The sequence below is a fragment of the Acinetobacter soli genome, from assembly GCF_000760595.1.
Classification (GTDB): Bacteria; Pseudomonadota; Gammaproteobacteria; order Pseudomonadales; family Moraxellaceae; genus Acinetobacter; species Acinetobacter soli.
In genome coordinates, this window is record NZ_BBNM01000014.1 from 20,849 (window position 1) to 36,561 (window position 15,713).

The following is a 15,713-nucleotide window of genomic DNA, read 5'->3' on the forward strand; positions in this document are numbered from 1 at the left end:
AAAAAGCCACCCGAAGGTGGCTTTTTTTTATTTAAGATTTATCTTCAGGCGACTGTTCCGGCAGATCTTGTACTGCCTTTTCAATCAAACCAAACATGTAATTACCATAGGCATTGGTTTTGTCATAATGAAAACGCAATCTAGGCGTAATACGTGTCTTGATGCGACGGCTTAGTTCATGGCGCAAGAAACCAGATGCTTTATTTAAAACGTCTAGCGTTTCTTTATTTGCTGCCTCACTTTGCTCATCACCGAGCTCACGCCCCATTACTGTGACATAAACTTCAGCATAACCCATGTCTGCACTGACTTTCACCGCCGAGATGGTCACTAGACCACCTAAGCGAGGATCTTTCAGCTCCTGACGGATCAGTTCAGACAACTCACGCTGCACTGAATCCGCCATTCGCTTTAAGCGTTGGCTACCCGCCATTAAAGACTCCGTTTAATTAATTGAACATCATAGACTTCGATCTTGTCTTTGACCTTGATGTCTTTATAACCTTTCACCGCAAGGCCACATTCCATACCGGCACGAACTTCATCTACCACATCTTTATAACGACGAAGAGATTCAAGCTCGCCCTGGAAGACCACCACGTCATCACGTAATACGCGAATCGGCTTATTACGATGTAACATACCTTCAAGTACCATACAGCCCGCTGCTGCACCAAACTTGCTTGAGTGGAATACTTCACGTACTTCAGCAACACCCAAGATGGTTTCACGGTGTTCAGGTGCAAGCTTACCGCTCATGGCATTCTTCACATCATCAATCAATTCGTAGATGATGCTGTAGTAACGAATGTCGATGCCGTCTTGATCGCTCTTTTGACGTGCGGTTGTATCGGCACGAACGTTAAAGCCAAGCAATACTGCTTCAGACGATTCTGCAAGCGTTACGTCAGATTCTGTGATTGCACCAACACCTGAACTGATCACACGAACGCGAACTTCGTCCATCGACAATTCATTCAAGGCTGCAGTCAAGGCTTCAAGCGTACCACGTACGTCTGCTTTCAAGACCACATTGACGGTTGGAACGTCTTTTTTGCCCATTGATGACATGATGTTTTCAAGACGCATTGCACTTTGACGCTCAATACGTTTTTGACGTTCACGGTCTGCACGCGCATCAGCCACTTCACGAGCTTTCTTCTCGTCATTGACCACAAGCACTTCATCACCCGCCATTGGAGCATCTGGTAAGCCCAGAATTTCCACTGGAATAGAAGGACCTGCAGATTTGATTGGCTGACCATTTTCATCAGACATCGCACGAACACGACCATAAGATGAACCTGCAAGTACAAGGTCACCAATGTTCAATGTACCGTTTTGCACCAGAATCGAGGTCACTGCACCACGGCCTTTGTCGACACGTGCTTCAATCACAACACCCTGCGCAGCACCTTCAGAAGATGCTTTTAATTCCATCAATTCTGATTGAATCAAAATCAAATCAAGAAGTTCATCGATCCCTTGTCCACTGTGTGCAGAAACTTTAGCAATCGGAACATCACCACCCCATTCTTCTGGAACGATTTGTTTCGTTGTTAATTCATTTAACACACGGTCTACATCAGCAGATTCTTTATCCATCTTGTTGATTGCAACAATGATTGGCGTACCTGCTGCACGCGCATGGTCAATTGCTTCTGCAGTTTGTGGCATTACACCGTCATCTGCTGCAACTACCAATACCACGATATCCGTTGCTTTCGCACCACGTGCACGCATTGAGGTAAATGCAGCATGTCCCGGAGTATCTAGGAAAGTAATAATCCCTTTTGGCGTTTCAACGTGATAAGCACCAATATGCTGGGTAATACCACCCGCTTCACCCGCTGCCACTTTCGAGCGACGAATACGGTCAAGCAACGAAGTTTTACCATGGTCTACGTGACCCATGATCGTCACAACCGGCGGACGAGTCGTTTGCTCACCACGTGCTTCTTCAGCCGCTTCAAGCAAGTTATCTTCTGCTTGTGTATCAGAAACTAAAACAGGGTTATGGCCCATTTCCTCAACAACAAGTGCAGCGATATCTTGATCAATCGCTTGATCTTGATTAACCAACTCACCCATTTTCATTAGTGATTTGATGACTTCACGTACTTTGACTGCCATTTTTTGTGCAAGATCGGCAACAACAATGCTTGAACCGATTTCTACATCATAAACTTGCTTTTTAACTGGCTTTTCAAATCCATGCTTATTTGCCTGGCTTGATTTCAAACCACGTTTATTGTGGTTAACAAAGCTTTGCTCTTCTTGACCACGACGGCCACCTTTTTTACCCGCACGCGGATTGGTGGTTGCGCTACCACGTTTAATTTCACGGTCTTCTTGCTTAAATGAATCTTCATAAGCTTGGCCAACTAGACCTGAAGCAAGTGGAGAATCATCAATCACACGAATTGTCGTAGTCGCTTCGTCACTTGAATACTTAGACGCCATTTTGCGCATTTGTTCAAGTGTACGCTGTTGCGCTTCTTCCGCTGCTTTACGACGCGCTGTTTCTTCTGTCGCTTTAAGTTTAGCCGCTTCTGCTTCACGCGCTTTACGTTGTTCGGCCGTTTCCACCTGTTTTACATTGACAGGCTTGATTGGTTTATTGGTCGATTTACGTTTTACCACCACCTCAGCTGTTGCTGTTGTGGTTTTTGCGGTTTCTTTTTGCTGAGCAGCACGCATCGCGTTTAACGTTGCTTGCGCTTTATTTTCTACAACTTCGTCACGCTTTGGTTGTTCCGCCACTTGACGCGTACGATCTTGTGTACGTGCTTTTTCTTCGCTTTCCTGACGCGCTTTGGCTTCAGCCGCGATTTGTTCAGGATTTGGCTTGGTAAACGTATGCTTCTTGCGAACTTCTACGTTAATGGTTTTGGCTTTGCCTGATGTGCTCGCCACTTTTGCCGTACTGGTAGTTTTACGTTTCAACGTGATTTTTCCTGCACCACTTTCCTGCCCGTGAACCTTTTTCAAGTAATTCACCAAGGTATTTTGCTGTTCAGTGGTAATAATGTCATTTGCTGTACGTTGTGGCAGACCTGCTTCACGAACCTGTTCAAGGAGCTTTTCAACAGGACGATCAACACTGAGTGCTAACTCTTTAATGGATTTGTCCGTCATGTACCACCCCCTTAATTAAACCAAGATTCGCGTGCTTTCATAATCAGTTGACCTGCTTTTTCTTGACCAAGACCTTCGATATCAGAAATATCATCGGTTGCTTGATCGGCAAGATCATCAACTGTCACGACACCACGTGCTGCAAGAGCGTATGCAAGCTCACGAGTCATGCCTTCCATTTCGAGAAGTTCTTGACTTGGTTCTTGAACATTTTCTTGCTGTTTTAATGCATCTGTTAATGCGGCTTCTTTTGCACGGCTTTGAAGTAACTCAACCAACTCTTGATCAAGCTCAATTTCATCAAAGGTTTCTGATGGTACGTAAGCAATTTCTTCAAGAGAAGTAAAGCCCATTTCAACCAGCGCCATTGCGAGATCTTCTTCAATATCCAGACGTGTGACAAACATGTCCAAATACTGCTGTGCTTCATTTTGTTGACGAGCACGATACTCTTCTTCAAGCATCATGTCGAGTTTGTAACCAGTTAATTCAGATGCAAGACGTACATTCTGGCCTTGTGAACCAATTGCACGCGCCAACTGATCATTGGTTGCAAAAATAATGTCGGCACTGCGTGTATCTTCATCGAGTACGATGCCCGATACATCAGCTGGCTCAAGCGCGCTTGCGATGTATTGTGCTGGATCGTCTGACCATACCACGACATCAATACGCTCGCCGTTGAGTTCTTGCTGAACCGCTTGGATACGCGTACCACGCATACCAATACATGCACCAACAGGATCGATACGATGGTCGTTGGTTTTCACGGCAATTTTTGCGCGAACACCCGGCTGACGTGCCGCTGCTTTAATCTCAATAATTTCTTCAGAAATTTCTGGAATTTCTTTTTTCATCAATGCCATCAGCATTTCAGGACGTGCACGTGACAAGAGCAACTGCGCACCACGACCTTCACGGTTTACGCTGTACAAAATTGCGTTAACGCGTTGCTTAGGACGCAAAATTTCTTTGGCAATCATTTCTTCACGTGCCAAATACGCTTCTGCATTGTCCCCTAGATCGATAATGAAACCGTCTTTAGTTTGCTTTTTCACTTCGCCATAAATGAGCTCACCCACTTTTGACTCGTAAGCATCTGCAATCAGTGCGCGTTCTGCTTCACGGATTTTTTGTACAATCACTTGCTTGGCAATTTGAGCAGCAATACGACCAAATTCGATCGACTCTACTTCAAGTTCACGCACATCGCCAATTGACCATTTTGATGAATCAACATCAGAAATCGCGTCTTGACATGCTGGCATTTCATGATCTTCATCGGCCACAAGTGTCCATTGACGGAACGTGCGGTAGTCACCTGTTTTACGATCAATTTCAACACGCAACTGCGCTTCTTCTGCATTTGTGCCTTCGTAGAATTTTTTCTTCGTTGCCGCAACAAGAGCTTGTTCTAGCGCTTCGAAGATCGCTTCACGACTAACACCTTTTTCATTACTAACCGTTTCTACAACGGTAAGAATTTCACGGCTCATAAGTCACCTACAGATTCTTATTAATTTAAATGAATTTAGTCCTGATAGATCAAGTTTGCTTTGTCGATATTATGACTATCAATCTCAAGCACATGCTTACCGTCCACTTCTACTTGAATCATTTCATTTTCAAGGTCTACGAGCAACAGTTTTGCTTGGAACTTACGACGATTTTCGACAGCGCTAATTAATCTCAGAGCGACTTGTTGTCCGATATATGCAGACATTTGTTCAAGCTGGAAAAACGGTCGATCCCAACCTGGTGATGAAACTTCAAGTGCATACTCACCTGAAATCGGATCATGAACGTCCAAGATGGCACCCACTTGCTGGGTCACACGAACACAGTCCTGAACGCCAATACCACGTCCGAGCTCAGTTTCCCCGTCTTCATTTACAACAGGTTCAGCAGTCTCATCTACGGGCTTATCAATAAAAATACGCAATAATGAACGCTTGCCTTGTGGAATAAATTCAATTCCCCAAAGATTGACGTCACAGGCTTGCACTGCAGGAGCGATTAGATCTTGGAGTGCTTGGGTTTTGTTTGATAACTTCATTTACTCTCGTCATTTTTGTGCGATTCAATCGGTCCTTTGACCGATTCAGACTTACTATAGTGAAGCATGACTATTTGACCAATTGATGTCGACACTACACGATAGCCAATAAAAAAGGGCGTTAATCGCCCCTATATTTTTGCACAGCAACCTAAAATCCACTGTGCAAAAAGGCCCACCTATCTGTGAGCCCTCTTAGAAACTTGGTAGCGGGAGCTGGATTTGAACCAACGACCTTCGGGTTATGAGCCCGACGAGCTACCAGACTGCTCCATCCCGCATCAACGTGCAAATATTATATACATTCATTGAAAAAAGTCAATCTTTCAACCAATGCTCCAATTTGACTTTGCAACTCAAATTGAAAATGGTAGCGGGAGCTGGATTTGAACCAACGACCTTCGGGTTATGAGCCCGACGAGCTACCAGACTGCTCCATCCCGCATCAACACACTTTGTGTGGCAAAAAGTTTGCACCAAGATTTTTAACATCTTAGCCTGTTGTGTGTCTCACAAACAGTGCAACTTTTCTGGTGAAGCGAACTATAGAGAGTTAAACCCACCCTGTCAACCAATGATTCCGATTATTCAGCTTTACACTCACCAAACGCCCAATTATCGAACAACACCGCACAATTTACACTCAAAATCGAGATTTTCCATCTGACAAGCACACATTTTCTTGGTGTTAAGGATGTTGGGGGCTATTTCGGGTTTTGATTTATTTTGATGTGTAATTCTTAAGATCAGATCCCGTTACACGGCGCATCATCTTCTGATCAGCACCTAACAAGAAATTAGGGTTATATTTTTAATTTACACAAACAAAAAAAGGTATCTTATAAAAGATACCTTTTTTTAATCTCAGGATGTTCGCATTCAATGCGACTCCTTCAACTGCTGCATACACCAATCATCAAATGACTTGAAGATTGGTGCGGAAGGGGGGACTTGAACCCCCACGCCCGAAAGCACTACCACCTCAAGGTAGCGTGTCTACCAATTCCACCACCACCGCAGCTTGTGGCAGGAATTCTAGTCGCTTCTTACACAAAAATAAAGAGCAATTTTCAATTATTGACTCGACTTAGGTGCATTTGGCGAAGTTTCAGGCGTTGTTGCAGGAGCTGAGTTCGTTGTTTGTACGGATTTTAAGCTATAAGCATCTGTAGTTTGTTTTTTCGCAAAGACGGCCAAGCTTAAACTGGTCACAAAAAACAATGCCGTTAAGATTGCCGTCACGCGGGTCAGGAAGTTACCTGAACCTGAAGCACCAAATACGGTTGCAGCACCGCCGCCACCAAAAGATGCACCGGCATCAGCGCCTTTACCGTGTTGAATCAATACGAGACCAATAATCATAACGGCCAAGATGATATGTACAACCAACACAAATGTATGCATGCTGACCTCCTATTGTTGTGTTTGGGCAAATGCCTGAGCGATTTGATAAAATGATTCGGCATTGAGGGAAGCCCCGCCAACCAAAGCGCCATTGATATCAGCGCAGGCCGCCAACTCTACTGCATTCTCAGGTTTAACACTACCACCATAAAGTAACGCAATTTGTGCGCCTGCCGGGGTAATCTGACATAAACCTTCACGGATTTTGGCATGAATGGCTTGTGCATCTTCTGGTGATGCCGTCCGCCCTGTTCCAATTGCCCAAATTGGCTCGTATGCAATCACGATTTGCGACTGCCATTGCTCGGCACTGACCACAGAGGCGATATCACAGATTTGCTGCAACACCACTTGCTCAGCCTGCCCTTGCTCACGCTGTTCAAGGCTTTCACCGACGCAATAAATCACCGTCATACCTGCTTGTAAGGCATGCGTCATTTTTTGTTTTAAAATTTCAACCTGGTCACCGAGCAGTTCGCGACGCTCAGAGTGCCCGATCAAAACATACTGAATCTGACTGTCGGTAAGTAAATCTGCACTGACCTCGCCAGTATAGGCGCCTGTGCCTGCAAATCGTGAGACGTCTTGGGCAACGGTTGCCACTGCACGGTTCGCACTGGCCAGCTCGCTTTGAATACGCGTCAAGGCGATTGAGATTGGCGCCACACCAATATGACAGTGCTGCTCAGAAATTGGCTGTTGCTTTAATAAATCTTTAAATTGTTGTACAAGTTGAATGGCAGTAGATTGTTGAGGATTCATTTTCCAATTGCCGACAACCCAAGGAATAATAGTCGAGCCCGACATATTGCTAACCTTTCTTCAAAAATGCAGCTCATTCTACACGGATTTTAAGCGAAATTAGAACGATTTCTTTTACATCGCATGTGTAAAGCGATCGACCTTTTTGCACCACAATTGTTAGATACAAGACAATTCAACAATTCCCAGTAACAAAATAGACGCGTTGTTGTATGGAAAGCTGGCTGTACAGGGTGGTATTTTTTCTGTGGCGCCGTATAATTTTCTATATACAAATTATAATGATATCAATGTTACAAGGCAGTCCCATGTCATTAGTTACCGCATCACCTAAATTTTCAGGATTCATTCGGCGCCTTGTCGAAGAAGGTCATATTGATGCACACGACATGCAAATGGCTCAAGAGAGCGCCAAAAAAAACAAGCAAGATATTGTTCCTTATTTGATCGACCATTATGCCATTACCCCGATCACCATTGCTGAAACCATCTCGGTCGAGTTTGGCGAACCGCTATTTGATCTGGATGTTTTTGATCCTGCGCTGATTCTCAAAGATCGTATCGATGAAAAGCTGATTCGCAAGTATCGTGTAATGCCGTTGGTTCATCGTGGGCATGTGCTCTATGTCGCGACCTGCAATCCGACCAATCTTGAAGCGATGGATGCCATCCGTTTTAACAGCAAACTCAAAGTCGAACCGATTATTGTAGAACACGATAAGCTTGAGCGACTGTTAAACGAATATTTCCCCGAAGATAGCCGTTTTAACTTTGACACCGAAGATTTTGATCTGGATCTGGAAGTGAATACCCCCACTTCAGATGACGACGACGATGAAGAAATCAGTAAAGATGAAGCCCCGGTGGTCAAATACATCAATAAATTACTGATTGATGCCATTCGTATGAATGCATCAGACTTACATTTTGAACCTTATGAAAAAATGTATCGGGTCCGTTATCGGGTCGATGGTGTACTTCGTTTAATTGCAACACCACCCTTACAACTGGCTACCCGACTGGCCTCGCGTTTGAAAGTGATGTCTCAAATGGATATTTCGGAAAAGCGTGTTCCGCAAGATGGTCGTATTAAACTGAAACTGTCGAAAACCAAAACCATCGATTTTCGGGTCAACTCCCTACCGACCCTATTTGGTGAAAAGATTGTACTGCGGATTCTGGATCCTGCGAGCGCGATGCTGGGTATCGATGCACTGGGCTACGAGCCTGAGCAAAAAGCATTGTTTACCGAAGCGCTGAATCGACCACAAGGCATGCTGCTGATTACCGGCCCTACAGGCTCGGGGAAAACCGTATCGATGTATACCGGCTTAAATATTCTCAATACCGAACATGCCAATATTTCTACCGCCGAAGATCCAGTCGAGATTAATCTTGAAGGTATTAATCAGGTCAATGTAAATCCCAAAGTCGGCCTGACCTTTGCTGCGGCATTACGCTCTTTTTTACGTCAAGACCCTGATATCATTATGGTGGGGGAAATTCGTGATTTAGAAACCGCAGAGATTGCCATTAAAGCGGCTCAAACCGGTCACTTGGTGATGTCGACACTGCATACCAATAACGCTGCCGAAACACTTACACGCCTGAGAAGCATGGGGGTGGCGACCTTTAATATCGCCACCTCGGTCAATCTGGTGATTGCGCAGCGCCTTGCCAGACGCCTGTGTAATCAGTGTAAACGGCGTATCGACGTGCCACGTGCCAGTTTACTCGAAATGGGATTTACCGAAACCGATTTAGATGCTCCAGACTTTCAGATCTATGAACCGGTGGGGTGTAAAGAATGTCGGGAGGGCTACAAAGGACGTGTGGGCATTTATGAAGTCATGAAAATTACACCAGAAATCTCAAGAATTATTATGCAAGACGGCAATGCACTTGAAATTGCAGCAGCCGCTGAACAGCTTGGATTTAGCAACTTACGCCGTTCTGGCTTAAAAAAAGTGATGCAGGGGGTCACATCGTTACAGGAAGTCAATCGTGTGACGAATGAAGAATAACGGGGCAAAGCAAGGATCATCTGATGGCAGCAAAAAAAGTACAAACAGTGCCCACTTTCGCGTATGAAGGTGTTGATCGCAAGGGGATCAAACTTAAAGGGGAGCTTTCTGCCCGTAATATGGCATTGGCCAAAGTCACCTTGCGTAAACAAGGCATTACCATTCGAACCATTCGTGAAAAGCGCCGCAACCTGCTTGAAGGACTATTTAAGAAAAAAGTTAAACCGCTCGATATCACGATTTTTACTCGCCAGTTGGCAACCATGATGAAAGCAGGTGTACCGCTGGTTCAGGCCTTTGAAATTGTCGCTGAGGGCTTGGATAATCCTGCCATGCGCGAGGTGGTACTCGGACTCAAAACAGATGTCGAAGGAGGCAATACTTTTGCTGGTGCGCTGCGCAAATATCCACAGCACTTCGATAATCTGTTTTGCTCTCTAATTGAGTCGGGTGAACAATCGGGTTCGCTTGAAACCATGCTAGAGCGAGTTGCGGTATATAAAGAAAAAAGTGAAGTATTAAAGCAAAAAATCAAAAAAGCCATGAAGTATCCGGCCATGGTGATTGTGGTCGCGATCGTGGTGACCATTATTTTGATGGTGAAAGTGGTTCCGGTATTTAAAGATTTATTTACCTCCTTTGGCGCCGACTTGCCAGCCTTTACCCAGATGGTGGTGAACATGTCCAACTGGATGCAGTCTTACTGGATATTGCTCATTTTCATTATCGGTGCGGTCATTGCTGGCTTTTTAGAGGCACGTAAACGTAGCAAAACTTTTCGTGATCGTCTAGATCAACTTGTGCTTCGTCTGCCGATTGTGGGTGATCTGGTCTATAAAGCCATTATTGCCCGTTATAGTCGTACCCTTGCCACCACTTTCGCAGCGGGTGTTCCGCTGATTGATGCGCTGGCATCTACCGCAGGTGCAACCAATAACAGTATTTATGAACGTGCTGTGCTTAAAATTCGTGACGATGTGTCTACAGGCCAGCAGCTTCATTTTGCCATGCGGGTGTCGAATCGTTTTCCCACGATGGCCATTCAAATGGTGGCCATTGGTGAAGAATCCGGGGCACTAGATGAAATGCTGGATAAAGTTGCGAATTATTATGAAAGTGAAGTCGATCACGCAGTAGACGGTCTTACATCGATGATGGAACCCTTGATTATGGCAATTCTGGGCATTTTAGTGGGTGGTCTGGTGATTGCGATGTATCTTCCGATTTTCCAAATGGGTTCAGTGGTGTAATGTCTGATATCTTCTCGTATTTTATTACCAATTCGACTGCGCTTTATCTCGCGATTGGTATCTTAAGCCTGTGTATTGGCAGCTTTTTAAATGTGGTGATCTACCGCACACCCAAAATGATGGAGCAGGAATGGACACAAGAATGCCAGTTGTTGCTGCATCCAGAACAGGTCGTAATTGAAACCGAAAAGCTCAGTCTAAGTTCACCTGCATCTTCATGTCCGCATTGTCGTGCGCCAATTCGCTGGTATCACAATATTCCAGTGCTAAGCTGGCTGGCTTTACGCGGGAAATGTCATGCGTGTGACCACCCGATTACAATCCGCTACCCCGCCATTGAATTGCTTACGCTGTTAACCTCACTGACTGTGCTGATGGTTTTGGGGCCAACGCTTAAAATGTTGTTTGGGCTAGTGCTCACTTGGATGTTAATTGCGCTGACCTTTATCGACTTTGATACTCAGCTTTTACCAGATCGCTATACCCTCACCCTTGCAGGATTAGGCTTGGCCACCAATAGCGCGCATGTGTATGTTTCTCCCAATGAAGCCATCTGGGGCTATGTCATCGGCTTTTTGTGTTTATGGGTGGTGTATTACCTGTTTAAACTGCTCACCAAAAAAGAAGGCATGGGATACGGCGATTTCAAACTACTGGCAGCGCTGGGGGCTTGGATGGGGCCGCTAATGCTGCCGCTGATTGTGCTGTTATCGTCGTTTGTGGGGGCGATTATTGGTGTTGTACTTTTGCGTATTCGCAAGCAAAATCAGCCTTTTGCATTTGGTCCCTTTATTGCCATTGCGGGCTGGATTGCCTTTTTATGGGGAGATGCAATTATGCGGGTATATCTAGGAGGATGAGTATGCCGTACATCGTGGGGCTTACAGGTGGAATCGGAAGTGGTAAATCGGCTGCCAGCCAATGGTTTGAACATCAAGACATTGATGTGGTCGATGCCGATGTGGTCGCACGTGAAGTTGTTCAACCGGGACAACCCGCACTGGAAAAAATTGCACAGCACTTTGGTGACTGGGTTTTGCAGGCAGACGGTCAACTGGATCGCCGCGCCTTACGTGACTATATTTTTCAGCATCCGGAGGCACGCCAACAGCTCGAAGCCATTACCCACCCTATCATCCGACAATCGATTTTGTCGCAGTTGCAACAGGCACAGAGTGCGTATGTGATTCTGGTTTCGCCGTTATTGTTTGAAACCGGTCAAGATCGAATGACCCATCGCAACCTGCTGGTCGATGTGAGCGAAGCCACCCAACTGAAAAGAGCCAGTCAACGCGATGCGCAATCAACCGAACAGATCCAGAAAATTATAGCCACACAAATGCCGCGTTCTGAAAAATTAAAACGCGCAGATGATGTGGTACATAATGAAGGCACGCTCGATGAGCTGTATCAGCAATTGATGCGTTTACACACCGATTATTTAACACGCTCGCCTGATTGATTTTTCTGCTTTTCAAGCTCTCGGGTGAGCGTGTCTTTCAAGCGCCAGCGCCACGGCTGCAACGCGCCTATTCCCATTCCAATTAGACCAAACAAAAGCGATAGACTCAGCGGCTCATGAAGTAAGGGAACAGCAATCAATGCCGCCAAAAATGGCGCCAAGTTGACGATACTGCCCGCTTTAAACGCACCTAAACGTTCAATCGCGGCAATATAGGTCAGTGTGGCCAAAATCACCACAAATACGCCATGGAACAGCCCCTGCACCACTAAGTGAAGCGGCTCAACCTGATTAAAATGTTTGGGCAGAAACAACGCATAAACGGGTAAATAAAATAATGTCGACCAGATGGCTACGCTGGTCATAGCATGCCATGCGCTCAGCTTCCATTGCTTGAGCAAGATGGTAAAAACTCCCCACCACATTGCGCTACATACAAAAAGCACATCACCAACGCCAAAACCACTATGATTTTGGCGAAGCATCAATACGCTCATCAGGCCAATTGAAGCCAGAATAATGCAAAAGCTCAGCCATGTATGGCGGTCAAAGGGTTGCCCGAACAGCACAAAGGCTGCAATGGCTGTCCATAACGGCATGGTGCCATTTAAAAAAATCGCGGCATGTGCGGCGGGTGCATACAAAAACGCACTATAAACCGTCAGGCAATAGCCCACACCGCCAATCAGCGCCAAAATCATGGCTTTGGGCTGCCATAAAAAGGCCCAGTCTTTTTTGTAGATCAGTATAGGCACCAACAGACAAAAGGCGATTGCAAAACGCATTGCCACAATGTCCCAGGCACTGATATGCCACTGGGCATTGAGTCGAGAAAAAATCGTGAAGCCACCCCAAATACACATGGTAATGGCCACATAACCGTACCCTTGTAATCTGGGTGACATGGCAATCTTTAACCTTTGACAATGCCGAATTTAACGCTTAAACCAAACGTTGACGGCAGGCCTCATAGAGCGCCATTCCTGTGGCAACACTCACGTTTAAACTTTGAAGATTTCCCGACATTGGGATATACACGGTTTGGTCACATTGCGACTGCGTGATCGGACGTAAACCCGTATCTTCAGCCCCCATCACAATGGCAACGTTTCCAGAAAAATCACACTCTTGTAAAGGTAATGCTTTTTCATCCAGCATAGTGCCCACAACTTTGACAAAGAACTGCGCTTTAATATGCGCCAATGTACGTGCCAAATTGGTGACCTGAATAAACTTCACTTTTTCTGCGCCACCAGCAGCGACTTTACGTGCAGTGGGTGTGAGTCCGGCAGAACGGTCACGCGGGACAATCACCGCCACCACGCCCATCGCCGCCGCCGTACGGATACATGCACCAAGGTTATGCGGATCGGTGACCTGATCGAGAGCCAAAAGCAAGGCATTGTCTTGCTGCTCGAGCAATTGATCTAAGTCTTTTTCATTTAACACCGGATGTGGGCGTACCGCAGCCACCACGCCTTGATGAAACGGCAAACCAGCCAGTTTTTCCAAGCTGTCACGGCTGGCTTTTTGTACACTAATCCCGAATGGTTCGGCCAGCTCTAAAATTTTTTGCAAGCGCTGATCATCTCGGCCTTTGAGTGTAAACAGGGTCAAAACCCGCTCAGGCTCCAACTCTAACAATGACTCCACCGAATGAACGCCATAATAATATTCTGGTTTAGCCATGGTGACCCTCTAAAAGCACAGATAAAAAAATAAAATCCTGTAAAGCCAGCTTCACAGGATTTTTTAACGCGACCATTTTAACTGATTTAACAGCTGATGAGTTAGCCTTCTAAATGACAAACGTAATCTAATACGTCGTCAGTTTCGATTTTAAATAGGCTATTTCCAGGCACATAAAACGATTGTCCGGCACGGAACAATTCACTTTCAGTATTATCGGCAATTTTTACGCGACATTCGCCAGAGATAATTTCCATACGCTCAGGAACATGGGTTTCAAATGTCAGTGGCTGTTCAGTCGGTAATATCACACCTAATGTTTTTTTTGTACCGTCTTCAAACTGAACGGTGTGACTGATGCATAAACCACCAAAATATACATTTGATTTTTTAATCACACTCACGTGATCAAATTGAGTAGAACTCATGCGTACGTCTCCAAAAAATGTCGCATTTATATGAGGTAATGACAGATGTAGTTTAATTGTGGCGAAATAACTAATCAATCAGTTTTAAACAGGATAAATCTGCAAATTCCATGCCTTTACACGGATCTGCGCCGCATATAATTCTGGCAAATGTAGATCGATTGATCCAGATTCATCCACCGTGGCGCGGTACTGACACACAATTTGCTTTTTATTGTTGTATAAAATCCATTGAATTTGGCGGGCCATTGAATCAGGCACAGTTACGTTGACCACTGCACTCGATTCATTCATTCCCACATGCGCGTGTCGGGTCAGTGTTACTGGCGTATCTTGCTTTTGATCGCCTGGAAATGCTTCGGCAGAAGGGTCAAATCCATATCGATCATGAGTCATGACACTCTGACATAAGGTTGGCCAGATACAATAACGTAAAAAATGCTGATCCATGACCCGCGTATTTAGATAACGTCCGGAATAAATATAATCGCTAATCAAAGCTTCAACCTGATGAAAAACGCCTGTACATCCGCCCCACATCCCCGCCAAGATTAATTCGGTGTGCGAATAGTAATCTCGCATAACATGAAACCAGCGGTCGCTGTCCAGCCATTGCTGAACGGCTGCAACCTCTCGTGGTGAAATCAGTGAATCGGCATCGCGGATTAAGAAGCGTTTAACTTGCGGATCATCCATCACCAAAAAGCGCCAGAACAACCCTGAAATCTGAGGCTGAGTCTCGGTCACTTTAATGAGCTGTGCACCATGCTGGCTTAATCGCTGCAAAATGGGCGTCGGCACTGAATCATCGACATAAAAGCGGCAGCGCCAATTTGGATAGAGTTCTTTGGCTCGAATAACATTTAACACTGCGGTTTCACAATAACGCGGATGATCTCCAAATAATGAAAATGAAATAATATTCTGGTTAGGATTTTCTGCCAGAAAGCGTTCGGGTGCTGCTTGTGGCAGTGTCAATTTTGGTTCTTGGCTTGCCTGTTGCTGTTTACGCTCAATGGCAAGACGGCCAAAGTGCTGCATGTCTTGCGCGCGATTAAGCGCAAAACAGACTTCACAAAGTCCGTCATAAATATTGGGATCGACAGATCCGTTGCTTAACGTAATGGCGTGCTGATAATGCGCATAAGCATCTAAATAACGCTTTAACTGAAGTTCTGTGTAAGCCAAATCCATGTAGGCCACCGGATGCTGAGGCACAAGATCAATTACCTGCCGTACCAGCTCATAAGCCTGCTGATAATCTGCTGCCGCACTTGCACGGCGAAATTGTGCCGATAGTGCTGCAAGCTGTTGATTGAGCTGCGCTACTTTTTTTGGCGATTGCGCACTTTTTTGTACAGGTTTAGGTATGGGAAGACGTATTTTCATTTTCTGACTGACAAATCTTGCTATTCTTATAATGGACTTAGAATAACGAATCTCTTGTGACAAGTCCAAAAGTTCACTATCTTAAACATCTTAAACAAAAAACTCTTGGCG

Annotated in this window: 14 protein-coding genes and 3 tRNA genes; 4 read left to right on the top strand and 13 right to left on the bottom strand. The window is 45.3% G+C overall.

From position 1 onward, the window contains the following. Window positions 1–31: 31 nt before the first annotated feature. The 9 genes from Aso01_RS13975 to tpiA form a co-directional block, all read right to left on the bottom strand. A complete protein-coding gene (locus Aso01_RS13975; protein WP_004932486.1) occupies window positions 32–433 on the bottom strand; it encodes a ribosome-binding factor A in 402 nt (133 codons plus the stop codon). Beyond that, window positions 433–3,138 carry a translation initiation factor IF-2 gene (gene infB, locus Aso01_RS13980; RefSeq protein WP_004932482.1) on the bottom strand — a complete coding sequence of 902 codons (2,706 nt, stop codon included), beginning with the start codon at window positions 3,136–3,138 and terminating at the stop codon, window positions 433–435. The genes Aso01_RS13975 and infB overlap by 1 nt, the downstream gene beginning before the upstream one ends. Window positions 3,139–3,149: 11 nt before the next feature. Then, window positions 3,150–4,634 (bottom strand): transcription termination factor NusA, encoded by a 1,485-nt coding sequence (gene nusA / locus Aso01_RS13985; RefSeq protein ID WP_004932481.1) that lies wholly within the window; start codon window positions 4,632–4,634, stop codon window positions 3,150–3,152. Window positions 4,635–4,669: 35 nt separating this feature from the next. Next, complete coding sequence (gene rimP, locus Aso01_RS13990; protein ID WP_004932478.1) at window positions 4,670–5,194, bottom strand: ribosome maturation factor RimP; 525 nt, start codon at window positions 5,192–5,194, stop codon at window positions 4,670–4,672. A 204-nt stretch (window positions 5,195–5,398) separates the two neighbouring features. Next, window positions 5,399–5,475, bottom strand: a tRNA-Met gene (locus tag Aso01_RS13995). Between the two features lie 87 nt (window positions 5,476–5,562). Then, window positions 5,563–5,639, bottom strand: a tRNA-Met gene (locus Aso01_RS14000). Between the two features lie 488 nt (window positions 5,640–6,127). Next, window positions 6,128–6,212 (bottom strand) — tRNA-Leu (locus Aso01_RS14005). Between the two features lie 56 nt (window positions 6,213–6,268). Beyond that, window positions 6,269–6,598 (bottom strand): preprotein translocase subunit SecG, encoded by a 330-nt coding sequence (secG, locus tag Aso01_RS14010; RefSeq protein WP_004932477.1) that lies wholly within the window; start codon window positions 6,596–6,598, stop codon window positions 6,269–6,271. A gap of 9 nt (window positions 6,599–6,607) precedes the next feature. Then, window positions 6,608–7,405, bottom strand: coding sequence for a triose-phosphate isomerase (gene tpiA, locus Aso01_RS14015; protein WP_004932474.1), 798 nt, complete (start codon window positions 7,403–7,405; stop codon window positions 6,608–6,610). Between the two features lie 263 nt (window positions 7,406–7,668). Between tpiA and pilB the strand changes: the two genes are divergently transcribed. From pilB to coaE, 4 genes are read left to right on the top strand one after another with little or no spacing between them, the layout of a single operon-like run. Continuing rightward, window positions 7,669–9,384, top strand: coding sequence for a type IV-A pilus assembly ATPase PilB (pilB, locus tag Aso01_RS14020; RefSeq protein ID WP_004932470.1), 1,716 nt, complete (start codon window positions 7,669–7,671; stop codon window positions 9,382–9,384). Window positions 9,385–9,407: 23 nt separating this feature from the next. Further along, window positions 9,408–10,634: a type II secretion system F family protein gene (locus tag Aso01_RS14025; RefSeq protein ID WP_004932468.1), complete on the top strand. Its 1,227-nt coding sequence runs from the start codon at window positions 9,408–9,410 to the stop codon at window positions 10,632–10,634. After that, entirely contained in the window at window positions 10,634–11,494 is an 861-nt protein-coding gene (locus Aso01_RS14030) for a prepilin peptidase (protein ID WP_004932465.1), read from the top strand. The genes Aso01_RS14025 and Aso01_RS14030 overlap by 1 nt, the downstream gene beginning before the upstream one ends. A gap of 2 nt (window positions 11,495–11,496) precedes the next feature. Next, window positions 11,497–12,096, top strand: a complete 600-nt coding sequence (coaE, locus tag Aso01_RS14035; RefSeq protein ID WP_004932462.1) for a dephospho-CoA kinase — start codon at window positions 11,497–11,499, stop codon at window positions 12,094–12,096. Here the strand turns inward: coaE and Aso01_RS14040 are convergent. The 4 genes from Aso01_RS14040 to Aso01_RS14055 all read right to left on the bottom strand — a co-directional run bounded on the left by Aso01_RS14040 (window position 12,072) and on the right by Aso01_RS14055 (window position 15,602). Further along, entirely contained in the window at window positions 12,072–13,001 is a 930-nt protein-coding gene (locus Aso01_RS14040; protein WP_004932459.1) for a DMT family transporter, read from the bottom strand. The genes coaE and Aso01_RS14040 overlap by 25 nt on opposite strands. Before the next feature lie 37 nt (window positions 13,002–13,038). Then, the gene (rlmB, locus tag Aso01_RS14045; RefSeq protein WP_004932455.1) at window positions 13,039–13,785 is read right to left on the bottom strand and encodes a 23S rRNA (guanosine(2251)-2'-O)-methyltransferase RlmB; all 747 of its coding nucleotides are present in this window, start codon (window positions 13,783–13,785) and stop codon (window positions 13,039–13,041) included. 101 nt (window positions 13,786–13,886) lie between these two features. Then, window positions 13,887–14,213: a pyrimidine/purine nucleoside phosphorylase gene (ppnP, locus tag Aso01_RS14050; RefSeq protein ID WP_004932453.1), complete on the bottom strand. Its 327-nt coding sequence runs from the start codon at window positions 14,211–14,213 to the stop codon at window positions 13,887–13,889. Window positions 14,214–14,297: 84 nt separating this feature from the next. Beyond that, entirely contained in the window at window positions 14,298–15,602 is a 1,305-nt protein-coding gene (locus Aso01_RS14055) for a tetratricopeptide repeat protein (protein WP_004932450.1), read from the bottom strand. Window positions 15,603–15,713 lie beyond the last annotated feature (111 nt).